Here is a 23759-nt window from a genome sequence, read left to right on the forward strand (position 1 = left end):
GTGAGCCTCCCGTTCTACGTCTCGCCCGAGCAGATGATGAAGGACCGGGCCGACTACGCGCGCAAGGGCGTCGCGCGCGGTCGCGCCGTCGTCGCCCTCACCTGTGCGGACGGGATCGTCTTCACCACCCACAACCCCTCGCGGGCGCTGCACAAGATCAGCGAGATCTACGACCGGATCGCGTTCGCGGGCGTGGGGAAGTACCACGAGTTCGAGTCGCTGCGCGTGGCCGGCATCCGCTACGCCGACCTGCGCGGCTACGCCTACGACCGCTCCGACGTCAGCGTCCGCGGTCTCGCGAGCTCCTACGCGCAGACGCTCGGAACGATCTTCACCGCCGAGACCAAGCCGTACGAGGTCGAGCTCGTCGTGGCGGAGGTCGGCGCGCGCCCCGAGGCCGACCAGCTGTACCGGCTCTCCTTCGACGGCACGCTCGCGGAGGAGTCCCACCACGTCGTCATCGGGGGGCAGGCCGACCTGCGCCACCAGGTGGTGGCCCAGCACTGGCGCCCCGACCTGACGCGGGCCGACGCGCTGCGTCTCGCGCTGCGAGCGCTGGAGGAGTCCGACGACGGAGCGACCCGGGCGATCCCGCCGGGGCAGCTCGAGGCGGCCGTCCTCGACCGCGGCGCGGTGCGCCGGAGCTTCCGACGTCTCGACGCCGAGCGCGAGCTCGCGGGGGCGGGCGGAGCGGGGGCCGACCCGCGTGGCTGAGCAGCAGACTCCCGCCCGCGACGTCGCCACGCGCCGGATCTTCGGTCTCGAGACCGAGTACGGCATCACGTGCTCGGCGCCCGGCGGTCGCGCCATGAGCGCGGACGAGGCGGCGCGCTACCTCTTCCGCACGGTCGTGGCGTGGGGCCGGTCGAGCAACGTGTTCCTGCGCAACGGCGCCCGGCTCTACCTCGACGTCGGCAGCCACCCCGAGTACGCCACGGCCGAGACCGACGACGTGCGCGACGCCGTCGTGCAGGACGCGGCCGGCGTCCGGATCCTGCAGGACCTCCTGACGGACGCGCACACCCGGATGCGCGAGGAGGGGGTGCCGGGGCGCCTGCACCTGCTGCGCAACAACCTCGACTCGCACGGCAACTCCTTCGGGTGCCACGAGAACTACCTGATCCGGCGCCGCGCGGACTTCGCGCGCACGGCGGACGTGCTCGTCCCGTTCTTCGTGACGCGCCAGATCCTCACGGGGGCGGGCCACGTGCTCGCCGGCCCGAAGGGGCCGCGCTACTGCTTCTCGCAGCGGGCCGACCACATCTGGGAGACGGTCTCCTCGGCCACGACCCGCTCGCGCCCGATCATCAACACGCGCGACGAGCCGCACGCCGACGCCGACAGCTACCGGCGCCTGCACGTCATCGTCGGAGACTCCTCGATGGCCGAGCCGACGACGATGCTCAAGCTGGGCACGACCGACCTGGTGCTGCGCATGCTCGAGAGCGGTGTGCACCTGCGCGACGTCGCGCTGGAGAACCCCGTGCGCGCCATCCGCGACATCAGCCACGACCTCACCGGCCGCGCGCCGCTGCGGCGCAGCTCCGGGGCGAGCACGACGGCGATCGACGTGCAGGCCGAGCTGCTCGCCCGCGCGCAGGAGTTCGTCCGCGGCACCGGCGACACGTCCGAGCGCACCGCCTGGACCCTGGACCTGTGGGAGCGCGGCCTGGCCGCCGTCGCCGACGGCGACCACCACCTGGTCGACACCGAGCTCGACTGGGCGATCAAGGAGCGTCTGGTGACCCGGTACCGGGAGCGCGCCGGCGTGCCCCTCGACGACCCGAAGGTCGCTCGGCTCCTCCTGGCGTACCACGACATCTCCCCGGAGGACGGCCTGCTCGAGCCGATGGTGCGCAAGGGTCTCGTGCAGCGCCTCACCACCCCCGAGGAGGTCGGCCACGCCGCCGAGCACCCGCCCGCCACGACGCGCGCGCGCCTGCGCGGCGACTTCGTCCGCGCCGCCCAGGAGGCGCGGCGCGACCACACGGTCGACTGGGTCCACCTGAAGATCAACGACGTCGCGCAGCGCACGGTGCTGTGCTCGGACCCGTTCCGCGCGCACGACGAGCGCGTGGACCGTCTGATCGCGAGCATGCGCCCGTGACGCGCCTGGGAGCACCTCGACGTCCCGCGCGCCGCCCCGCCGTGGCCGCGGTCCTGGCCGCGACGCTCGCGATCGGCGCCCTGGCGGGGTGCCGTGCCCAGCCCGAACCGGAGCCGACCCCGACGGCCACGGTCGCCGTCGCGGGGGAGTTCGGCGTCCGACCCACCATCACGATCGCCGGCGGCCGGACGGTCGAGGCGACGAGCTCGCAGGTGCTCCTGGAGGGCGAGGGGCCGGCGGTCGTGGAGGGCCAGCCCCTCCTCATCGACTTCGTCGCGCTCGACATCGCCACGGGCGAGACGGTGGCCGACACCTACCCCGGGCTCCCCGAGGTCCGCACGATGTCCGCCGACTCCCTCGGGGCACCGCTGCACGACCTGCTCCAGGGCGTCACCGTCGGCAGCCGGGTCGAGCTGGTCGAGATCGGCAGCGCCGCCCGGCCGACGCCGCACGTGCTCGTCCTGGACGTCCTCCCGCTGCGCGCCACGGGCGCCGCGCGCGAGGGCGAGCCCGGACTCCCGACGCTCACCCTCGGCCCGGACGGGGCGCCAACGCCCGAGCTCCCGCAGGACGAGCCCCCGCCGACGGGGACCCGGTTCGCCGTCACGATCAAGGGGGACGGCCCCCAGGTGTCGTCCGACCAGTCCGTGGTCCTCCAGCTGACCTCGGTGCGGTGGAGCGACGGCGCGGTGGTGGACTCGACGTGGGGCAGCGCTCCCCGCTCGCTCGCCCTGTCCGACCTGACCCCGCCGCTGCGCGGCGCCCTGCTCGAGCAGACGGTCGGCTCGCAGATCCTCGTGGTGGCACCCTCCGGCGAGGCGGGTTCGAACGAGACGCTCGTGACGGTCCTCGACGTGCTCGCGACCGCGGACGTCGCGGTCCCCACGGGCACCGAGGCCGACCCGTCCGAGGGCACCGACCTCGAGCCCGTCCCCGATCCGGAGCAGGACCTGCAGCCGCCGGGCGACACCCGCCCGACCGACCCGCCGCCGTCGGGCCAGTAGCTCCTCCGGGGGCCGGTGACGGACTCCCGCGGGCGTAAACTGGACGTCATGCCCGTTGCTCTGCGCGTTGTCCCCTGCCTGGACGTCGACGCCGGCCGGGTGGTCAAGGGGGTCCGGTTCGCGGGGCTGCGGGACGCGGGCGATCCGGTGGAGCTCGCCCGACGCTACGACGCCGAGGGTGCCGACGAGATCACGTTCCTCGACGTCAGCGCGTCGAGCTCCGGCCGCGCCACGACGCTCGAGACCGTCACCGCCGCCGCCGAGCAGGTCTTCGTCCCGCTCACCGTCGGGGGAGGCGTGCGCAGCGTCGCCGACGTCGAGGCGCTCCTGCGCGCCGGGGCCGACAAGGTCGGCGTCAACACCGCGGCGATCGCCCGCCCCGAGCTCATCGGCGAGATCACCCGCCGGTTCGGCAACCAGGTCCTCGTGGTGTCGGTCGACGCGCGCCGGTGCGCCCCCGGTGTCGAGACGGAGTCCGGGTTCGAGGTCACCACGCACGGCGGGCGGCGCGGCACCGGTATCGACGCGGTCGCGTGGGCGGCGGAGGCCGCCGACCGCGGCGCCGGCGAGGTCCTGCTGAACTCCATCGACGCGGACGGGACGACCGACGGCTTCGACGTGGCCATGCTGACCGCGGTGCGCGCCGCCGTCGACGTGCCGCTGGTCGCGAGCGGGGGCGCGGGGAGCACCGACCACTTCGTCGAGGCGGCAGCCACGGGCGCCGACGCCGTGCTCGCCGCGAGCGTCTTCCACTTCGGCACGCTGAGCATCGGCGCCGTCAAGGACGCGCTGCGTGGTGCGGGCCACGTGGTCCGGTGAGCGGCGCCAGGCTGCGCGGGGGTGAGCTGAGGCGGTCCGCGACGCTGATCGGCCGCGGGCTGCGCGAGCAGCGGCGGGCCGCGACCATCGCGATCGTGTTCTCGACGCTCTACGGCCTCGGGACGGTCGCCTCGGGCTGGCTCCTGGGCCGCGCCACCGACACCGTCATCGTGCCCGCGGTCCAGGGCGAGGGTGTCACGACCGGCCAGGTGTGGCTGATGGGCGGGGTCCTGCTGCTGGCCACGGTCGTCACGAGCGTCTCGGTCGCCCTGCGTCGCATCTACGCCGGCATGGTCGCGTTCGACGTCCAGGCGGCGCACCGCCGCCGCGTCACGCGGCACTACCTCCGGGTGCCGATGGCGTGGCACCGCAGGAACCCCACCGGCAAGCTGCTGGCGCACGCGAGCTCCGACGTCGAGGCGGCGGCCGGGGTCTTCGTCCCGCTGCCGTTCGCCATCGGCGTGCTGATCATGCTGGTCGCCGCGAGTGGCGCGATGTTCGCGGCCAACTGGGCGCTCGGGCTCATCGGGCTGGCCGTGCTGCCCGTCGTCGTGATCGCCAACGCCGTCTACCGCCGCGCCGTCTCACCGGTGGTCGCCCAGACCCAGGAGGAGCGTGGTCGCGTGGCCGACGCCGCGCACGCCAGCTTCGAGGCCGCGCTCGTGGTCAAGTCGCTCGGGACGGCGGACCGCGAGGAGGCGGCGTTCGCCGTCGCGACCGACCGGCTGCGGGCGGCGAGCACCCGCGCCGGCCGCATCCGCGCGGTCTTCGACCCCGTCATCGACCTGATCCCGGCCGCCGCCACGCTCCTGGTCCTGGTCGTCGGTGCCGTCCAGGTGCGCGACGGCGGAGCAGCCACCGGTGACGTCGTCACCGCCGCGTACCTGCTGACGGTCATGACCTTCCCGGTCCGCGCGATCGGTTTCGTGCTGGGCGAGCTGCCGCGCTCGCTGGTCGGGCACGACCGCATCTCGAGCGTGCTCGAGGCGCCCACCGACCACCACCGCACGGGCGCCCTCGCCGCGGGGGAGCACCCGGGCGGCGCCGGCGTCGAGCTCCGGGGCGTCGGCCTGGTCGTGAGCGGTCCCGAGGGCGAGGCGACGTTGCTGCGGGACGTCGACCTCGACGTCGCGCCCGGCACGCGGGTCGCGGTGGTCGGGGCGACGGGCGCGGGCAAGTCGACGCTGCTCGACGTCGTCAGCCAGCTCACCCGTCCGACCACCGGCACCGTCCGCATCGACGGCGTGGACGCCGCCGGCCTCGGGCACGCGGAGCTCTCCCGGATGGTCGCCTACGCGGCGCAGGACGCGTTCGTCTTCGACGACTCCGTGCGCGGCAACGTCGCGCTGGACGCGCCCGACGCCGAGCCGACCCCGGACGAGGAGGTGTGGTCCGCGCTGCGGCGCGCGCGGGTCGACGACGTCGTCCGCGCGCTGCCGGACGGCCTCGACACCGTGCTCGGCGAGCGCGGCACGAGCCTGTCCGGCGGGCAGCGTCAGCGGGTCGCGATCGCGCGGGCGCTCGTGCGCCGCCCGCGCCTGCTGCTCCTGGACGACGCGACCTCCGCGCTCGACCCGGTGGTCGAGCGCGAGATCCTCGCGGGCCTCGCCGAGTCCGAGGAGCAGCCGCCGACCGTCGTGATGGCCGCCTACCGGCCGGCGACGATCGCGCTCGCCGACGTCGTGGTGCTGCTCGAGCGCGGCCGCGTCACGGCGGTCGGACCCGTCGGTGAGCTGCAGCGCACCTCGCCCGCTTTCGCCGACCTCCTGCAGGCCTACGAGCGCGACCGCGACGACGACGGCGTCGACGGCGCCGGCGCGGACGGTGCGCGACACGACAGCGAGGTGCAGCGATGAGCGCCGGCAGCGCGGGCGTCACGCCCGCGGCCGAGCTCGGCGTCGTCGCGACGGTCCGGCGCGGCGTCCGGGAGTCCCCGCTGATGCTGCGCGGGATCGGGCTGACGCTGCTGCTGGCGGCGCTGGCGACGGCGGGGCGCGTCGTCGTGCCGTTCGCCGTCCAGCGGGCCACCGACCTGGGTGTCCTCGCGCCCGGCGGGCCGGACGTCGGCGTCGTCGTCACGACGGCGCTGATCGCCGCGTGCGTGCTGCTGGTGGCCTCGGCGTGCTCGGCGATCTCGAACGCCCGCCTCTTCGCGGCGGCCGAGGCGGGCCTCGCGCAGCTGCGCACCACCGCGTTCCGGCACGTGCACGACCTGTCGGTGCTGAGCCAGAACTCCGAGCGCCGCGGCGCGCTGGTCTCGCGCGTGACGAGCGACGTCGACACGATCAGCCAGTTCGTGCAGTGGGGCGGCATCATGCTGGTGCTGTCCTCGCTGCAGATCCTCGCCGCCACGGTCGCGATGGCGATCTACTCCTGGCAGCTCACGCTCCTGGTGTGGCTCTGCCTGCTGCCGATGGCGCTGCTGGCGCCGCGCGCGCAGAAGGCGCTGAACGCCGCCTACCTGACGGTGCGCGTGCGCGTCGGGACCATGCTCGCAGCGGTGTCGGAGTCGGTTGTCGGCGCGCACACCATCCGCGCCTACGGCATCGGCGGCCGGACGCAGCACCGCCTCGACACGGCGGTGCGGGAGCACCGGGACTCGGCCGTGCGGGCCCAGACGCTCGCCGCAGCCGCGTTCTCCACGGGCGTCCTGCTGTCGGGCCTCGCGCTCGCCGTCGTGGTCGTCGTGGGCTCGTTCCTCGGCGTGGCCGGCGACATCAGCGTGGGGCACCTCCTGGCGGTGCTGTTCCTGGTCCAGCTGTTCGTCGGCCCGGTCCAGAACGCGACCGAGGTGCTGAACGAGCTCCAGAACGCCGTGGCCGGCTGGCGGCGCGTGCTGTCGCTGCTCGAGACGCCCGTCGACGTCGTGGCGCCGGCGCGCCCGACGCCGCTCCCGGCCGGTGCGCTCGACGTCCGCCTCGAGGGGGTCACGTTCGCCTACCCCGGTGGTCCGCCGGTGCTGCGCGACGTCACGCTCGAGGTGCCGGCCACCACGCGGGTGGCCGTCGTGGGGCGCACGGGGTCGGGCAAGACGACGATCGCGCGCCTCGTCACGCGGTTCACCGATCCCGGGACCGGGCGGGTGCTGGTGGGCGGCGTCGACCTGCGCGAGGTGGCCGACGGCGACCTGCGCCGCCGTGTCGTCACCCTCACCCAGGAGGGCTTCCTGTTCGACACCACGGTCGCGGCGAACGTGGCCTACGGGCTGCCCGACCCCGGCGCCCCCGACGCGCGGGCACGGGTCGAGGCCGCCGTCGCCGAGCTCGAGCTCGGCGACTGGGTCGCCTCGCTGCCGCAGGGGCTCGACACGCCCGTGGGTCAGCGCGGGGAGTCGCTGTCGGCGGGGGAGCGCCAGCTGGTGGCGCTGCTGCGCACCCAGGTGGTCGGGGCCGATCTGCTCGTGCTGGACGAGGCGACCTCCGCCGTCGATCCGGCCACGGAGCTGCGCACGGCGCGCGCGCTGACGCGGGCGATGGCCGGCCGCACCTCGATCACGATCGCCCACCGGCTCTCGACGGCCGCGCAGTCCGACCTCGTGGTCGTCGTGCACGACGGCGAGATCGCGGAGGTCGGCACGCACGAGCAGCTGCTCGCCGACGGGCGCGGCTACGCGGGCATGTTCGCCTCCTGGCTGGCCTCGACCAGCTAGACCGCCGCGAGGAACGCCGCGACGGCGTCGTCCGGGCCGGTGACCTGCGCGAGCGACGCGCGCTCCCTGCCGGTGATCCACAGCGCGAGCTCGGTCGGCGTCCCGCTGAGCACCGCGCTGCGCGGGCCACGGGCGAGCACGGCGCGGGCGGTGGGGGAGACCAGCACGAGCCCGACGCCGCCGCGGGCGGCCGCGCGGCGGTAGCGCAGGGACGCCATCGCCCGGACCGACCGCCACAGGCCCACCTGCAGGCGCTCCGGGAGCTCGCGCGGCTGCGCGGGTGGGCCGTCCCCGCGGCGCACGTCCTCCGCGTGGACGACGAACTCCATCAGGTTCGCGGCGGGGACCCACTCCAGGGGACTGAGCCGGGAGGGGCCCTGCTCGACCTGGTCGACGAGACGCGCGTAGCCCGCCGCGTCGGTGGCGGTGGCCGCCAGGTCCGCCGTCGGGTCCTGGCCCCGGACGGCTCCGACCGCGACGCTCCAGGGACGGCGCTCGCGCAGCACGACGTGGGCGGCGAGGTGGCGCGCCCGCCACCCCTCGCACAGCGTCGGATCCTCCGGGTCGGCGGCGCGCAGGGCGGCCACGAGATCGGCCCGGGGGCCCGTGCGGGGGTCGGCGCGGAAGCCGTGTGCGTGGCTCATGGCTCGATCCTGGCACGGCGGCCACCGTGGAAGGATGCTCGGGTGACCTCCCTCGATCCCACCATCGCCGCGCGCCTGACGCGCGACGCCGCCGGCCTCGTCGCCGCGATCGTCCAGGACGACGGCTCCGACGAGGTCCTCATGCTCGGGTGGATGGACGACGAGGCGCTGCACCGCACGCTGACCACGGGCCGCGTGACGTTCTGGAGCCGCTCGCGCGGCGAGTACTGGCGCAAGGGCGACACCTCCGGTCACACCCAGCACGTCCGCTCGGTCGCGATCGACTGCGACGGCGACGCGCTCCTCGTGCGCGTCGAGCAGGTCGGCGCTGCATGCCACACGGGGGAGCGAACCTGCTTCCTGGCCGGGGGCGAGCTGCCCGTCGTCCTCGGGAGCGCCGCGGCGGCGACTGGACCGGCGGACACCGACCCGCAGGTGCCCGCGTGAGCGCGGCGCTGCCGGAGGACCTGGGCTGGGGCCGCACCTGGCCGGAGCTGCCCGAGTTCCGCGACCTGGGCGCCACCCACCGCGTCGTCCCGGTCGTGCGCCGGCTGCTGGCGGACCACCTCACCCCGGTCGGGGTCTACCGGGCCCTCGCGCAGGCCCGGCCGGGCTCGTTCATCCTGGAGTCGGCGGCCGCCGACGGGTCGTGGGGGCGCTACTCCTTCATCGGCGTCCGCTCGCGCGCCACGCTCACCTCGCGCGACGGCCGTGCCGTCTGGACCGGCGACGTCCCGGCGGGCGTCATGACGCAGGGCGACCCGCTGACGGTCCTGGCGGACGCGCTGCGAGAGCTCGCCACCGATCCGGTGGCCGGGCTGCCGCCGCTGACGAGCGGGTTCGTCGGCGCGATCGGGTGGGACGCGATCCGCTACTGGGAGCCGACGCTGGTGCCGCGCTCCGTCGTCGAGGTCGACGTGCCCGACGTCGCGCTCTGCCTCGTGGAGGACCTCGCGGTGGTGGACCACCACTCCGGCGCCGTATGGCTGATCGCGAACGCCATCAACGGGGACGGCACGAGCGCGCGCGTCGAGCAGGCGCACGCCGCCGCCGTCGCGCGACTCGATGCGATGGCGCGCGACCTCGCCGCGCCCGTCACCGTCGCGGCGGGGGTGGGCGACGGCGGTGCCGAGACCGGTGCCGACGTCCCGCAGGTGCGCCCGCGGACCACGCAGGAGGACTACGAGGCCGCCGTCGAGATCGCCCAGCAGCGCATCCGCGACGGCGAGGCGTTCCAGATCGTGCTCTCCCAGCGGTTCGACCTGGACTGCCCGGCGCCGCCGATCGACGTCTACCGCGCGCTCCGCGCGGTCAACCCGAGCCCGTACATGTACTGCGTGCACCTGACCGACGCCGACGGCGCCCCGTTCGCCGTCGTCGGCTCGAGCCCGGAGACCCTCGCCCAGGTGCAGGGCGACGCCGTGATGACCTACCCGATCGCCGGCTCGCGTCCCCGGGGCAAGGACGCGGCGCAGGACGCCGAGCTGACCGCGGAGCTGCTGGCCGACCCCAAGGAGCGTGCCGAGCACCTCATGCTCGTCGACCTGGGGCGCAACGACCTGTCCAAGGTCACCGACCCGAGCACCATCCGGGTGAGCGAGTTCATGGACGTGCGCCGGTTCAGCCACGTGATGCACCTGTGCTCGACGGTCACGGGCGTGCGGCGTCCGGGCGCCGGCGCCCTGGACGCGCTGACCGCGACGTTCCCGGCGGGCACCCTCAGCGGCGCGCCGAAGCCGCGTGCCGTGGCGATCATCGACGAGCTCGAACCCGCGCGCCGGGGCGTCTACGGCGGGACGGTCGGCTACCTCGACCTGGCCGGCAACCTCGACATGGCCATCGCGATCCGCACCGCCGTCATCAAGGACGGCACCGCGCACGTGCAGGCGGGGGCGGGGATCGTGGCCGACTCGAGGCCGAGCGCCGAGCACGCCGAGTGCGTGAACAAGGCGGCCGCCGTCGTCCGCGCCGTGCAGCTCGCCGCGCGCCTGCGGTCGGGGGAGCGATGACGACGTCGCCGACGGGGACGACGGACCCGGCCGCCCCGGCCGCCCCGGCAGCGCGCGGGTCTCGCCGCCGCACCCGGTCCCTGGCCGCCGTCGCGCTGCTGGCGGCCGTGACCTTCGGGCTGGCCGCCCTGCCGTGGTTCCACGCCGAGGTCAGACCGGTCGCCGGGACCGAGGTGGTCTCCGTCCCGGGGACCTCGGCGTCCCCGGTGCTGGGCGCGCTGCTGCTCGTGGTCGGTGCCGCGTGCCTCGCGCACCTCCTGGCGCGCGGGGTGCTCGCACGCGTCGTGGCCGCCGCCGCGACCCTGGCCGCCCTGGCCGCCGTCGCCGCCTGCGTGGCGGCGCTGCGCGACCCCGCGACGCCGCTGCTCCGCGCCGCCGCCGAGGTGAGCGGTGTCCCCGAGCTCAGCGGCGACCCCGTCACGACGCCCTGGGGCTGGGGGGCGACGGGTACCGCCGTGCTGCTCGCCGTGGCGGCCGGGGTGCTCACCTCCGCCGCCCCCGCGGCCGCCGGGTCCAGCCGGTACGAGCGGCCGACCCGAGCCGGTGCGACGACGGCGGAGTCGGCTGCGTCTGCTGCGTCGTCGACACCTCGCGGGCAGGCACCCGGGACCCGGTCCAGCGGCGCCACCGACACGCCGGCGGCCCGGGCCGCCCAGGTCGACGACTGGGACGCCCTCACGCGCGGCGAGGACCCGACCCGGTGACGGCGGCCCGCACCGCGCGCCGACTACGATGGCACCATCCCTGATCGCACGACCTCTGGAGCACCTGTGGCCCACCGCGACCTCGTCCTCGTCCAGCCCGAGGGCGACCGGCTGCCCCCGCCTCGCCCTTCCACAACGAGGGCCGCACGGTCGCCGGGTGGCTCGTCTGCTACGGCCTCATGATCGGGTCCGCCGTCCTGGGTGCCGGGATGATCGCCGCCATCATGCCGATGGTCTGGGCCGGCGGAATCGTCATGGCGCTCACCCTGGTCGCCGGCGTCGCGCTGCGCGCCGCCGGCCTCGGGCAGCCGGCGCCGGAGCCCGCCGCGCACAAGCGCCGCGAGCAGGCGGCCGCCGCCGGGGCGTCCAGCACCGCGCGATGAGCTCCACGCCCCCGCCGTCGCGCGATGACGACGACGACGCGAACCTGCCCCCGCGCTACGGCACGCCGGAGGACGCCGGTTTCCCCGGCCCGAGCGGCGGGTGGGGCGGTGACGGCCGCACGCAGGACGCGCGCGACGACGGCGGCGCCACCGACGGCGCCCCGCCGGGCTACGGCGACGGGTCGGGCTACGGAACACCACCCCCGCCTCCGCCCCCGCCGCCCGCCTCGGCCCCCGGGTACGGACCGGGCGGGTACGGGCCCGGGGCCGCCCCCGGTCCCTACCGCACTCCCGGGGCGCCGTTCGGCAGCGCTCCCGCGGGGTACCCGCCGCCCAACCACCTCGTCTGGGCGATCCTGACGACCGTGCTGTGCTGCCTCCCGGCCGGGGTCGTCTCGATCGTGTTCGCGGCGCAGGTGAACTCCAAGTGGTACGCGGGTGACGTGCACGGAGCGCGGCGGTCCTCGGACAACGCCCGCACCTGGGCGATCGTCTCCGCCGTCGTCGCCGCGATCTTCCTGGTCATCGCGCTGGCCGCCGGCGCGCTGGACTGACGGCGGTGGTCGCCGTGGGCCGTCCCGCGGCCGCACCGTCGTCCGACGGCTCCGCCGACGGCGATGCCGCGACCGGCGGGCCGGCCCGGCGCCTGGTGCCCGTGATCGGCACGGCCACCCTCGCCGTCGCCGGTCTGGTGCTCCTCGTCCTGCGCGACCCGCGCACCCCGGGCCTGTACCCGACCTGCCCCGTGCTGGCTCTGACCGGTCTGGCGTGCCCGGGCTGCGGATCGATGCGCGCGCTCGCGTCGCTGGGCCACGGCGACGTCGCCACGGCCTGGGCCTACAACCCGCTCGCCCTCGTCGCGGTCGCGCTGCTGGTCGGGTTCTGGGTGGCGTGGGCGGTGCGCGCGGTCCGGGGTCGAGCGCGGAGCCGGCCCGCCCGACCGTGGGTCCTGCTGACGGGTGCCGCCCTGGTGGTCGGCTACGCCGTCGCGCGCAACCTGCCCGCCCTCGCGCCGTGGCTGGGTCCCCTCGCGACGGCGCAGGGCCAGTAGGCTCGACCGACGTCCGGTCTCACGACCTCGAAGCCAAGGAGACACCGTGTCCTTCCCCCGCCGCCCTCGAACGGCTCCAGCGACGACGAGCCCCGCTACGGCGCCCGCTCGGAGGGTCAGCCCTCGCAGCCGCCCGCGTACGGCGGCTACTCCGAGGGCCAGGGTGCACCGGTTCCGCCCAGCCCCAACCCCTACGGCGCCGCCGGCGGTTCCGGAGCCCCGAACGACGGTTCCTACGGTCAGCCCCCGGCCTACGCCGCCTCGCCCTACTCCGGTCAGGGTGCCTACGGCGGGTCGAACCCGACCCAGCGCAACGCGCTCGGCATCGTGGCGCTGTGCCTCGGCATCGCGTCGGTCGTGCTGTTCTGCACGACGTGGATCGCCACGCTCATCGGCATCGGTGCCGTCGTCGTCGGCATCTTCGGCCTCTCCGCCGCCTCGAAGGGGCGCGCGACCAACCGGGGCCTCAGCCTCACCGGTGTCATCCTCGGCGGGGTCGGCATCGTCGCGAGCATCATCATGCTGGTCGTCGTGCTGAACAGCCCCGAGTTCGCCGACATGATGAACGACTTCAACTGAGTCCGACGTCGTCGGCGCTCGACCGTTGATCGAACCACGCCCCACGCCCGCGGCCACCCGCCGCGGGCGTGGGGCGTGGTCGCTCCCGGCCGGTCTCGCGGGCGTGCTGCTCGGTGGCGGCGCCCTCCTCGCCGTCCGCTCGCCGCACGTCGCGGGGAGCTACGGCGTGTGCCCGAGCGCCGTCCTGGGGTTCGCCTGCCCCGGCTGCGGCGGGCTGCGCGCGACGCACGACCTGGTGCACGGCGATCTCGCGGGCGCGTGGGCCCACAACCCCCTGGTCGTGGTGGGCGTCGCCGTCGCCCTCGTGCTCGTGGTGCGGTGGACGCGCGACGCCGCGCGCGGCGTGACGCCGTGGAGCCCGCCGACCGGTGCGGCCGTCACCGTCGCGGTCGTCCTCGTCCTGTTCACGGTGGCGCGGAACATCCCGGTGCTGACCCCCTTCCTCGGACCTCTCGCGGTGCCGTGACGGACTGCGGTGGTAGGCGTGGTCGTGGGCGCGGTGCGCGGGGGCCTACCCTGGTGCACAGCAAACGGAGGGAACCGTCGTGAGCGTGCTCGAGGACATCGTCGCCGGAGTTCAGCAGGACGTGGCTGCCAGGAAGGCCGTCACGAGCCTCGACGAGCTCAAGCAGCGCGCTGCCGCCCGACCCTCGGCGAAGACCTGCCACGACCGTCTCAAGGTCGCCGAGGCCGTCCAGGTGATCGCCGAGATCAAGCGGGCGAGTCCCAGCAAGGGCGACCTGGCCGAGATCCCCGATCCCGCCGCCCTCGCGAGCTCGTACGAGTCCGGTGGCGCCGCGGTCGTGTCCGTGCTGACCGAGGAGCGTCGTTTCAAGGGGTCGCTGGCCGACCTCGACGCCGTGCGCGGCGCCGTCGACATCCCGGTGCTGCGCAAGGACTTCGTCGTCACCCCGTACCAGATCTGGGAGGCGCGCGCGCACGGCGCCGACCTCGTGCTGCTCATCGTGGCGGCGCTCGAGCAGACCGTGCTGACCTCGTTCGTGGAGCGCATCCACTCCCTCGGGATGTCGGCCCTCGTCGAGGCGCACAACGCCGAGGAGGCGCGCCGCGCCGTCGACGCCGGCGCCCAGATCGTCGGTATCAACGCGCGCGACCTCAAGACCCTCGAGGTCGACCGGCGCACGTTCGCCGCGGTCGTGGACGTGCTGCCCGACCGGGTCGCCAAGATCGCCGAGTCCGCCGTGCGCGGCCCGCACGACGTCGTCGAGCACGCCCGTGCGGGCGCCGACGCGGTGCTGGTCGGCGAGACGCTCGTGCGCTCGGGCGACCCGCGCTCCGCCGTCGCCGACCTCGTGGCCGCCGGGGCGCACCCGGCGCTGCGCGCCCTGCGGCACTGACCGCCACCGGGCAGGACGCGCGTCCGGCCGCGGCCGCGGGACGCCCCGAGCACGACGGCGCGGACGCGGGCGGCCCGGAACCGGCGGCGCGTGCGCAGGCCCACCCCCGATCCGCAGCGCCCCGCACCCCAGCAACCGCACCAGCCCCGGCACCCGCCGCAGAAAGGTCCAGCACCGTGTCCACGAGCGAAGTCCCGCCGCCCCCCGCACCGGCACCGCCGACCACGCCCATGGCCGACGCCGCCGGCCCCTACTTCGGCGACTTCGGCGGTCGCTGGGTCCCCGAGGCCCTGGTCGCGGCGCTCGACGAGCTGACGGAGGTCTGGCAGAAGGCGCAGCTCGACCCCGAGTTCGTCGCCGAGCTCGGGCGGCTGCAGCGCGAGTACGTCGGTCGGCCCTCGCCGCTGACCGAGGCGCCGCGGTTCGCCGAGCGGATCGGCGGTGTCCGGGTCTTCCTCAAGCGCGAGGACCTCAACCACACCGGCTCGCACAAGATCAACAACGTGCTCGGCCAGGCGCTGCTCGTGAAGCGCATGGGCAAGACCCGCGTCATCGCGGAGACGGGCGCGGGTCAGCACGGCGTCGCGACGGCGACCGCGTGCGCGATGCTCGGCCTGGAGTGCATCGTCTACATGGGGGAGAAGGACACCGAGCGGCAGGCGCTGAACGTCGCGCGGATGCGGCTGCTCGGCGCCACGGTCGTGCCGGTGACGATCGGCTCGCGCACGCTCAAGGACGCGGTCAACGAGGCGCTGCGCGACTGGGTCGCGAACGTCGAGACCACCCACTACCTGCTCGGCACCGCCGCCGGTCCGCACCCGTTCCCGCAGATGGTGCGCGACTTCCAGCGGATCATCGGCGAGGAGGCGCGCGCGCAGCTGCTCGAGCGCACCGGCGCGCTGCCGGCTGCAGTCACCGCGTGCGTCGGGGGCGGGTCGAACGCGATCGGCATCTTCAACGCCTTCCTCGACGACGACGGCGTGGCGCTGTTCGGCTTCGAGGCCGGCGGTCACGGTTCCGGTGAGGGCGAGCACGCTGCCCGGTTCGCCGGCGGATCGGTCGGGGTGCTGCAGGGCGCCAAGAGCTACGTCCTGCACGACGCCGACGGCCAGATCCTCCCCACCGACTCGATCTCCGCCGGTCTCGACTACGCGAGCGTCGGCCCCGAGCACGCGTGGCTGCACCAGATCGGCCGGGTCACCTACGCGCCCGTGACCGACACCGAGGCGATGGACGCCTTCCGCCTGCTGTGCCTGACCGAGGGCATCATCCCGGCGATCGAGAGCGCGCACGCGCTCGCCGGCGCGATCCGCGTGGCCGACCGCGTGAAGGCCGCGCACGCCGACGCCGAGGAGCTCCCCGTGATCCTCATCAACCTCTCGGGTCGCGGGGACAAGGACGTGGCGACGGCGGGCCGCTGGTTCGAGGTCCTCGAACCCGGCGACGCCGAGGCGAAGGAGGGACGCGCGTGACCGCGGCGTCCCGCGCCACGGGGACCACGACCGCCGCCGCGATCGACGCGGCGCGCGCGGAGGGTCGCGCCGCGCTCATCGGCTACCTGCCGCTCGGCTTCCCCGACCTCGAGACGTCGGTCGCCGCCGCGCGCGCGATGGTCCAGGCGGGTGCCGACGTCGTCGAGCTCGGTCTGCCCTACACCGATCCGGTCCTCGACGGTCCGGTGATCCAGCACGCCGCCGACCGCGCGCTCGCGGGCGGGGTGCGCACGCGCGACGTGTTCGGGGCGGTCGAGCGGATCGCGGAGACCGGCGCCGCCGTCGCGGTCATGAGCTACTGGAACCCGATCCTGCGCTACGGCGTCGACGCCTTCGCGCGCGACCTGGCCGCCGCCGGGGGAGCGGGTCTGATCACGCCGGACCTCGTCCCCGACGAGGGCGCCGACTGGGTCGCCGCCTCCGACGCGCACGGGCTCGATCGCGTCTTCCTCGTCGCGCCCAGCTCGACGCCGGAGCGGCTCGCGCTCACCGCCGCGGCGAGCCGCGGCTTCGTCTACGCCGCCTCCGTCATGGGGGTCACGGGGACGCGCACGAGCGTCGGCGAGGCCGCCCAGCGGCTCGTGGCCGACACCCGCGCCGCGGGTGCCGAGCGCGTCTGCGTCGGCCTCGGCGTCTCCACCCCGGTGCAGGCGGCCGAGATCGCGACCTACGCCGACGGCGTGATCGTCGGCTCGGCGCTCGTGCGGGCGCTGGGCACGGACGGCGACCTCGAGGCGCTGCGATCCACGACGGCCGCGCTGGCCGCCGGAGTGCGGGGAGAGGGCCGATGACCACGCTGGCCGCCGGCATCCCGAGCCCGACCCAGGGCACCTGGTACCTCGGGCCGTTCCCGCTGCGGGCCTACGCCCTGGCCATCCTCATCGGCGGCATCCTCGCCTACGTGCTGCTGGTGCGCCGCTACCGCGCGCGCGGCGGACCCGAGGAGCAGGTCGGGACGGTCGTGACCTGGGCGGTCGTGATGGGCATCATCGGTGCGCGGATCTACCACGTGATCACCTCGCCCGACGCCTACTTCGGCCCCGACGGCGACCTGAAGCTCATCCCGCAGATCTGGAACGGCGGGCTCGGGATCTGGGGTGCGATCTCGCTCGGCGCCGTCGGCGCGTGGATCGGCCTGCGCCGCGCCGGACTGCGGTTCGCGCCGTTCGCCGACGCGCTCGCGCCCGGCCTGCTGGTCGCGCAGGCGGTGGGCCGCATCGGCAACTACTTCAACCAGGAGCTCTACGGCCGGGAGACCACCCTGCCGTGGGGTCTGCAGATCGACCGGTTCCCGGACGTCCTGTTCCACCCCACGTTCCTGTACGAGCTGATCTGGAACCTCGTGGCGGCGGCCGCGCTCATCGCGGCCGAGCGGCGGTTCCGGCTCGGCCACGGGCGGGTGTTCCTGCTGTACGTCGTCCTGTACACGGCCGGCCGCGGCGTCATCGAGTCGCTGCGGATCGACGAGGCGCAGCTGATCGCCGGGCTGCGGCTCAACGTGTGGACGTCCATCCTCGTGGGCGTCGCGGCGCTCGTCGCGTTCGTGGTCGTGGGCCGCCGGCACCCCGGTGGGCGCACGGGTGAGGCCGAGGAGATCTGGCTGCCCGGGCGGGCGCCGGAGCCGGCACCCGAGTCCGGTCGGGGCGCCGGGGCGGGCGCCGGGGCGGGCACCGCGGAGGAGGCCGGCGACGGCGACCCCGAGGCCCTCGTCGAGGAGGACCCGCTCGACGCGGCGGCACGTGATCGGACCGCGACAGCCGAGCGTCCAGCACCTGGTCGTTCGGTGGCGGAAGAGTAAAAGGCAGGTATATTCGTGGATCTGTGGGCCGACGACGTCCCGTACTTCTCTGGCGTTGAGTCCCCGTCGAACGGACGGGGAGTGAGGACGGTCGCCGCATGGTGAGCACGCAGTGGGCGCACGAGTCCGCACGGACCTCGGGTGAGGCCGTCGCGGCCCCCGGGCCGACCGGGCTGTACCGACCCGAGGACGAGCACGACGCGTGCGGCGTCGCCTTCGTGGCGACGATGCGCGGCACGCCCGGCCGCGACATCGTGGACGCCGGCCTCACGGCGCTGCTGAACCTCGACCACCGCGGCGCGGTGGGCGCCGAGGTCAACACCGGCGACGGCGCGGGGATCCTCACGCAGGTGCCCGACGCGTTCCTGCGCGACGTGATCGACGCCGAGCTCCCGCCGCTCGGCAGCTACGCGATCGGCATGGCCTTCCTCCCGCGCGAGGAGGCCGACGCCGCCCGCGCGCAGCAGGACATCGCGGCGATCGTGGCCGACGAGGGGCTGGACCTCCTCGCCTGGCGCGACGTCCCCGTCGTCGTCGACCTCGTCGGCCCCTCGGCGCGCGCCAGCATGCCCACCTTCCGCCAGCTCGTGGTGGCCGGGTCGGACGGCGACGGCGCCGCCCTCTCCGGGATGGACCTGGAGCGCCGCGCCTACCGCGTGCGCAAGCGGATCGAGCGCCAGCTCGAGATCTACCTCGCCTCGCTGTCCTCGCGGACCATCGTCTACAAGGGCATGCTCACGACGGCACAGCTCGAGCCGTTCTTCCCCGACCTGTCGGACGCGCGCTACGCGAGCGAGCTCGCGCTGGTCCACTCGCGGTTCTCGACGAACACGTTCCCGTCCTGGCCGCTGGCCCAGCCGTTCCGCTCGATCGCGCACAACGGCGAGATCAACACCGTCAAGGGCAACCGGAACTGGATGGCCGCGCGCGAGGATGCTGCGCAGCGACGTCCTGGGCGAGCTCGCGCCGCTGATGCCCGTGGTCACCCCGGGGGCGAGCGACAGCCAGACGTTCGACGAGGTGGTGGAGCTGCTGCACCTCGGCGGCCGGTCGCTGCCGCACTCCGTCCTGATGATGATCCCCGAGGCGTGGGAGAACCACGCCACGATGGATCCGGCGCTGAAGGCGTTCTACGAGTACCACTCGGCGCTCATGGAGCCGTGGGACGGCCCTGCCTGCCTCACCTTCACCGACGGCACCCTCATCGGCGCCGTGCTGGACCGCAACGGGCTGCGCCCCGGCCGCTACTGGGTCACGCAGGACGGTCTCGTCGTGATGGCGTCGGAGGCCGGTGTGCTCGACATCGACCCCGCCACGGTCGTGAGCAAGGGCCGCCTCGAGCCCGGCAAGATGTTCCTCGTCGACACCGGCGCCGGCCGCATCGTGGCCAACCACGAGATCAAGGCCGCCCTGTCGGCCGAGCGCCCGTACGCGCAGTGGCTCGCCGAGCACTCGGTCTCCCTCGACCAGCTCCCGGACCGCGAGCACGTGCGCCACACGGCGGCCTCGGTGCTGCGCCGGCAGCGGACCTTCGGCTACACCGAGGAGGAGCTCCGGATCCTCCTGACCCCGATGGCCTCGAACGCGGCCGAGCCGCTCGGGGCGATGGGCACCGACACGCCCATCGCGGTCCTCTCGGGCCGCCCGCGGATGCTGTTCGACTACTTCACGCAGATGTTCGCGCAGGTGACCAACCCGCCGCTGGACGCGATCCGCGAGGAGCTCGTGACCTCGCTCGGCGGGGCGATCGGCCCCGAGCCGAACCTCCTGCACGACACGCCGCTGCACGCGCGCAAGCTCGTGCTGCCCTTCCCGGTGCTCGACAACGACCAGCTCGCCAAGATCGTCAAGGTCGACCGCGACCCGGAGATGATCGGGAAGTTCCGCTCCGTCGTCGTGCGCGGGACCTACCGCGTCGCCGAGGGCGAGGAGGGCCTGCGCGAGCGCCTGCGCGAGATCTGCCGGCAGGTCGACCGCGCGGTCGCCAACGGCGCGAGCTTCCTCGTGCTCTCCGACCGCAACTCCGACCACGAGTTCGCGCCCATCCCGTCCCTCCTGCTGCTCGCGGCGGTGCACCACCACACCCTGCGCAAGCACACCCGCACGCAGATCTCGCTCGTGGTCGAGGCCGGTGACGTGCGCGAGGTGCACCACGTGGCGCTGCTGGTGGGCTACGGCGCCGCCGCGGTGAACCCCTACCTCGCGATGGAGTCGGTCGAGGAGCTCGCGCGGACCGGGTACCTGAGCGTCTCGCCCGAGCAGGCGGTCGCCAACCTCATCAAGGGCCTGGGCAAGGGCGTGCTCAAGGTCATGAGCAAGATGGGGATCTCGACGATCTCCTCCTACCGCGGTGCGCAGGTGTTCGAGGCGGTCGGGCTCAGCCACGAGCTCGTGGACGCCTACTTCACGGGCACGACCTCGCGCCTGGGCGGCATCGGCCTCGACGTCGTCGCCGCCGAGGTCGCGGCGCGGCACGCGGTGGCCTACCCGCCGTCGGGCAACCAGGCCGCGCACGGCAACCTCGACGTCGGCGGCGAGTACCAGTGGCGCCGCGGCGGCGAGGAGCACCTGTTCGACCCCGAGACGGTGTTCCGGCTGCAGCACGCCACGCGCGAGCGCCGTTACGACATCTTCCGGAAGTACACCGACCGGGTGAACGACGCCTCGACGCGCCTGATGACGCTGCGCGGGCTCCTGAAGCTCGACTCCGACCGGCCGAGCGTGCCGATCGACGAGGTCGAGCCCGTCAGCGAGATCGTCAAGCGCTTCAACACCGGGGCGATGTCCTACGGCTCCATCTCGCAGGAGACGCACGAGACCCTCGCGATCGCGATGAACCGGCTCGGCGGGCGCTCCAACACGGGGGAGGGCGGCGAGCAGGTCGACCGCCTGCACGACCCCGAGCGCCGCAGCCGGGTCAAGCAGATCGCCTCGGGTCGCTTCGGCGTCACGGCCGAGTACCTCACCAACGCCGACGATCTCCAGATCAAGCTCGCGCAGGGTGCCAAGCCCGGCGAGGGCGGTCAGCTCCCGGGCCACAAGGTGTACCCGTGGGTCGCGGCGACGCGGCACTCGACCCCCGGCGTCGGGCTCATCTCGCCGCCCCCGCACCACGACATCTACTCGATCGAGGATCTCGCCCAGCTGATCCACGACCTCAAGAACGCCAACCCCGCCTCGCGCGTGCACGTCAAGCTCGTCAGCGAGTTCGGCGTCGGTACCGTGGCGGCCGGCGTCTCCAAGGCGCACGCCGACGTCGTCCTCATCTCGGGGCACGACGGCGGCACGGGCGCGAGTCCGCTCACCTCGCTCAAGCACGCGGGGACGCCCTGGGAGATCGGCCTGGCCGAGACCCAGCAGACGCTGGTGCTGAACAACCTGCGCGACCGCATCACCGTCCAGGTGGACGGGCAGCTCAAGACGGGTCGCGACGTCGTGATCGCCGCCCTCATGGGGGCGGAGGAGTACGGCTTCGCGACGGCGCCGATGGTCGTCTCGGGCTGCATCATGATGCGCGTGTGCCACCTGGACACCTGCCCGGTCGGCGTCGCCACGCAGAACCCCGAGCTGCGCGCCCGGTTCACCGGGAAGCCGGAGTTCGTCGTGACGTTCTTCGAGTACATCGCTCAGGAGGTCCGCGAGCTGCTCGCCGAGCTCGGCTTCCGCACGCTGGACGAGGCCGTCGGCCAGGTCCAGGTGCTCGACGCGCGCGACGCCGTCGACCACTGGAAGGCGCGCGGGCTCGACCTCGGGCCCGTGCTGGCCCGACCCGAGCCCGTGCCCGGGTCCTCGCTCGTGCGCACGCAGGCGCAGGACCACGGGCTCGACCGCGCGCTGGACAACCAGCTCATCGCCCTCAGCACCGACGCGCTCGAGCGCGCCGAGCCGGTCCGCATCTCGCTGCCGGTCCGCAACGTCAACCGCACCGTCGGCACGATGCTCGGCCACGAGGTCGCCAAGCGCTACGGCGACGGCGGCCTGGCACCCGACACGATCGACATCACCCTCACGGGGTCGGCGGGTCAGTCGCTCGGTGCCTTCCTGCCCGGCGGCATCACCCTGCGCCTGCTCGGCGACGCCAACGACTACGTCGGCAAGGGGCTCTCGGGCGGACGGATCGTCGTGCGCCCCGACCGGGCCGCGAGCTTCGACCCCGCCGCGCACGTCATCGCGGGCAACGTCGTCGGCTACGGCGCGACCTCGGGCGAGGTCTTCCTCTCCGGTCTCGCCGGCGAGCGCTTCGGCGTCCGCAACTCCGGCGCCACGCTCGTGGTCGAGGGCACGGGGGACCACGCCCTGGAGTACATGACCGGTGGCGTCGTGCTCGTGCTAGGCCGCACGGGCCGCAACGTCGGGGCCGGGATGTCCGGCGGTACCGCGTACGTCCTCGACCTCGACAGCCGCCAGGTCAACGCGGCCGCGGCCGCGTCGGGCGAGCTCGAGCTCTCGCCGCTGTCCGACACCGACCGCGAGCTCGTCGCGGACCTGCTCCGACGCCACCGCGAGGAGACGGACTCCCCGCTCGCGGCCTCGCTCCTGACCGACCTCTCCGGCACGCTGGACCGCTTCACGCGCATCGTGCCCGCCGACTACGCCCGCATGACCCGGGTGCTCGCCGAGGCCGCGGACCGGGGCCTGGACCCCGCCGCGCCCGGCGCCTGGGACGAGATCCTGGAGGCCGCTCATGGCTGATCCCCGCGGATTCCTCCGCACCCGCGAGCGCGAGCTCCCGACCTACCGGCCCGTCGAGCTGCGGCTGGCGGACTGGGCGGAGGTGCACGAGCAGCGCACCGAGGGCAGCCCGTACCTCAAGCGGCAGGCCGGCCGCTGCATGGACTGCGGCGTGCCGTTCTGCCACCAGGGGTGCCCGCTCGGGAACCTCATCCCGGAGTGGAACGACCTGGTGTGGCGCGACCAGCCGGCCGACGCCATCGACCGGCTGCACGAGACCAACAACTTCCCCGAGTTCACGGGCCGCATCTGCCCCGCGCCGTGCGAGAGCAGCTGCGTGCTGGGGATCAACCAGCCGCCGGTGACGATCAAGAACGTCGAGGTCTCGATCATCGACGAGGCGTGGGAGCGCGGGCTCGTCGTCCCGGTCGTGCCGGAGCGGCTCACCGACTCCACCGTCGCCGTCGTCGGCTCGGGCCCCGCCGGGCTCGCCGCCGCGCAGCAGCTCACCCGCGCCGGTCACACCGTGGTCGTGTTCGAGAAGGACGACGCGATCGGCGGTCTGCTGCGCTACGGCGTCCCGGACTTCAAGCTCGGCAAGCACCACATCGACCGCCGCGTGGCGCAGATGGAGGCGGAGGGCACGCGCTTCCGCACCGGCGTCACCATCGGGCAGGACATGACGTGGGACGACCTGCGCGCGCGGTTCGACGCCGTCGTGGTCGCGGTCGGCGCGAGCGTCCCGCGCGGCCTCAAGGTCGAGGGGGACGACCTCCCGGGCGTCGAGTGGGCCATGTCCTACCTCTCGCAGGCCAACGCGGTCGTGGGCGGTGCCGAGGTGACCGACCAGATCTCAGCGCAGGGCAAGAACGTCGTCATCATCGGCGGCGGTGACACCGGATCGGACTGCCTCGGCACCGCGCTGCGCCAGGGTGCCGCGAGCGTCACCACGCTGGCCATCGGGCAGGAGCCGCCGATCGAGCGCCCGGCCGACCAGCCGTGGCCGACGACGCCGCGCATCATGGAGATCTCGAGCTCGCACGAGGAGGGCGGGGACCGCGAGTTCCTCGCCTCGACCGTGCAGCTGCTCGGCACCGACCGCGTCACCGGTCTGCGCGTGGCCGAGACCGAGTACCTCGAGGACGGGCGGCGCGCTCCGAAGGCTGGCACCGAGCGCGAGGTGCCGGCCGACCTCGTGCTGATCGCCATGGGCTTCACCGGCCCCGACGCGACGACCGCCGCGGACCAGATCGGCCTCGCGGTCTCGCCGCGCGGGCCGATCGAGCGGGGCGACGACTACGCCACCGCCGTCCCCGGCGTCTTCGTGGCGGGCGACGCCGGCCGCGGCCAGTCCCTCATCGTGTGGGCGATCGCGGAGGGCCGGGCGTGCGCGGCCGCCGTCGACACCTACCTCACCGGGTCCACCGAGCTCCCCTCGCCCGTGACCCCCTCCGACCACGGTTTCGCCGCCTGAGCGCGGCGTGACGCAC

At 74.5% G+C, this 23759-nt stretch carries 19 protein-coding genes and 2 pseudogenes; 20 read left to right on the forward strand and 1 reads right to left on the reverse strand.

The genetic code is table 11. From position 1 onward, the window contains the following. Genes prcA through QQK22_RS05385 form a run of 6 tightly spaced genes read left to right on the forward strand, consistent with a single transcriptional unit; the run spans nucleotide 1 to nucleotide 7579 of the window. Complete coding sequence (prcA, locus tag QQK22_RS05360; protein ID WP_284249963.1) at nucleotides 1–714, forward strand: proteasome subunit alpha; 714 nt, start codon at nucleotides 1–3, stop codon at nucleotides 712–714. Then, entirely contained in the window at nucleotides 707–2107 is a 1401-nt protein-coding gene (gene pafA / locus QQK22_RS05365; protein ID WP_284249965.1) for a Pup--protein ligase, read from the forward strand. Before prcA ends, pafA begins: the two co-directional genes overlap by 8 nt. Further along, nucleotides 2104–3111, forward strand: coding sequence for an FKBP-type peptidyl-prolyl cis-trans isomerase (locus tag QQK22_RS05370; protein WP_284249967.1), 1008 nt, complete (start codon nucleotides 2104–2106; stop codon nucleotides 3109–3111). Before pafA ends, QQK22_RS05370 begins: the two co-directional genes overlap by 4 nt. A gap of 48 nt (nucleotides 3112–3159) precedes the next feature. Then, complete coding sequence (gene hisF, locus QQK22_RS05375) at nucleotides 3160–3930, forward strand: imidazole glycerol phosphate synthase subunit HisF (RefSeq protein ID WP_284249969.1); 771 nt, start codon at nucleotides 3160–3162, stop codon at nucleotides 3928–3930. Beyond that, entirely contained in the window at nucleotides 3927–5786 is a 1860-nt protein-coding gene (locus QQK22_RS05380; protein WP_284249971.1) for an ABC transporter ATP-binding protein, read from the forward strand. The genes hisF and QQK22_RS05380 overlap by 4 nt, the downstream gene beginning before the upstream one ends. Continuing rightward, nucleotides 5783–7579: an ABC transporter ATP-binding protein gene (locus tag QQK22_RS05385; RefSeq protein ID WP_284249973.1), complete on the forward strand. Its 1797-nt coding sequence runs from the start codon at nucleotides 5783–5785 to the stop codon at nucleotides 7577–7579. Before QQK22_RS05380 ends, QQK22_RS05385 begins: the two co-directional genes overlap by 4 nt. Here QQK22_RS05385 and QQK22_RS05390 read toward each other — a convergent pair. Beyond that, nucleotides 7576–8223 (reverse strand): TIGR03085 family metal-binding protein, encoded by a 648-nt coding sequence (locus QQK22_RS05390; protein WP_284249975.1) that lies wholly within the window; start codon nucleotides 8221–8223, stop codon nucleotides 7576–7578. The two genes, QQK22_RS05385 and QQK22_RS05390, sit on opposite strands and share 4 nt — an antisense overlap. Nucleotides 8224–8265: 42 nt before the next feature. Between QQK22_RS05390 and hisI the strand changes: the two genes are divergently transcribed. The 14 genes and pseudogenes from hisI to QQK22_RS05460 all read left to right on the forward strand — a co-directional run bounded on the left by hisI (nucleotide 8266) and on the right by QQK22_RS05460 (nucleotide 23743). Further along, entirely contained in the window at nucleotides 8266–8670 is a 405-nt protein-coding gene (gene hisI, locus QQK22_RS05395) for a phosphoribosyl-AMP cyclohydrolase (protein WP_284249977.1), read from the forward strand. Then, a complete protein-coding gene (locus tag QQK22_RS05400) occupies nucleotides 8667–10232 on the forward strand; it encodes an anthranilate synthase component I (RefSeq protein ID WP_284249979.1) in 1566 nt (521 codons plus the stop codon). Before hisI ends, QQK22_RS05400 begins: the two co-directional genes overlap by 4 nt. Continuing rightward, the gene (locus QQK22_RS05405) at nucleotides 10229–10936 is read left to right on the forward strand and encodes a Trp biosynthesis-associated membrane protein (RefSeq protein WP_284249981.1); all 708 of its coding nucleotides are present in this window, start codon (nucleotides 10229–10231) and stop codon (nucleotides 10934–10936) included. Before QQK22_RS05400 ends, QQK22_RS05405 begins: the two co-directional genes overlap by 4 nt. 146 nt (nucleotides 10937–11082) lie before the next feature. Continuing rightward, a pseudogene (locus QQK22_RS05410) lies at nucleotides 11083–11319 on the forward strand (hypothetical protein); the annotation flags it as partial. Beyond that, on the forward strand, nucleotides 11316–11873 hold the full coding sequence (locus tag QQK22_RS05415) for a CD225/dispanin family protein (protein WP_284249983.1): 558 nt from the start codon (nucleotides 11316–11318) through the stop codon (nucleotides 11871–11873). The pseudogene QQK22_RS05410 and the gene QQK22_RS05415, both read left to right, overlap by 4 nt. Before the next feature lie 5 nt (nucleotides 11874–11878). Next, nucleotides 11879–12370: a DUF2752 domain-containing protein gene (locus QQK22_RS05420; RefSeq protein ID WP_284249986.1), complete on the forward strand. Its 492-nt coding sequence runs from the start codon at nucleotides 11879–11881 to the stop codon at nucleotides 12368–12370. Nucleotides 12371–12697: 327 nt separating this feature from the next. Continuing rightward, the gene (locus tag QQK22_RS05425; protein WP_284249988.1) at nucleotides 12698–12949 is read left to right on the forward strand and encodes a hypothetical protein; all 252 of its coding nucleotides are present in this window, start codon (nucleotides 12698–12700) and stop codon (nucleotides 12947–12949) included. Between the two features lie 25 nt (nucleotides 12950–12974). Continuing rightward, a complete protein-coding gene (locus QQK22_RS05430) occupies nucleotides 12975–13415 on the forward strand; it encodes a DUF2752 domain-containing protein (protein WP_284249990.1) in 441 nt (146 codons plus the stop codon). Nucleotides 13416–13494: 79 nt separating this feature from the next. Continuing rightward, a complete protein-coding gene (trpC, locus tag QQK22_RS05435) occupies nucleotides 13495–14307 on the forward strand; it encodes an indole-3-glycerol phosphate synthase TrpC (protein ID WP_284249992.1) in 813 nt (270 codons plus the stop codon). Nucleotides 14308–14537: 230 nt separating this feature from the next. Further along, nucleotides 14538–15779 carry a tryptophan synthase subunit beta gene (gene trpB / locus QQK22_RS05440; RefSeq protein WP_284252558.1) on the forward strand — a complete coding sequence of 414 codons (1242 nt, stop codon included), beginning with the start codon at nucleotides 14538–14540 and terminating at the stop codon, nucleotides 15777–15779. Further along, the gene (trpA, locus tag QQK22_RS05445; protein ID WP_284249994.1) at nucleotides 15776–16591 is read left to right on the forward strand and encodes a tryptophan synthase subunit alpha; all 816 of its coding nucleotides are present in this window, start codon (nucleotides 15776–15778) and stop codon (nucleotides 16589–16591) included. The genes trpB and trpA overlap by 4 nt, the downstream gene beginning before the upstream one ends. Continuing rightward, nucleotides 16588–17598: a prolipoprotein diacylglyceryl transferase gene (gene lgt / locus QQK22_RS05450; protein ID WP_284249996.1), complete on the forward strand. Its 1011-nt coding sequence runs from the start codon at nucleotides 16588–16590 to the stop codon at nucleotides 17596–17598. The genes trpA and lgt overlap by 4 nt, the downstream gene beginning before the upstream one ends. Before the next feature lie 98 nt (nucleotides 17599–17696). Further along, nucleotides 17697–22290, forward strand: a pseudogene (gene gltB, locus QQK22_RS05455) (glutamate synthase large subunit). Then, nucleotides 22283–23743: a glutamate synthase subunit beta gene (locus QQK22_RS05460; RefSeq protein ID WP_284249999.1), complete on the forward strand. Its 1461-nt coding sequence runs from the start codon at nucleotides 22283–22285 to the stop codon at nucleotides 23741–23743. The pseudogene gltB and the gene QQK22_RS05460 overlap by 8 nt, the downstream one beginning before the upstream one ends. Nucleotides 23744–23759 lie beyond the last annotated feature (16 nt).

The organism is Litorihabitans aurantiacus, from assembly GCF_030161595.1.
Classification (GTDB): domain Bacteria; phylum Actinomycetota; class Actinomycetes; order Actinomycetales; family Beutenbergiaceae; genus Litorihabitans; species Litorihabitans aurantiacus.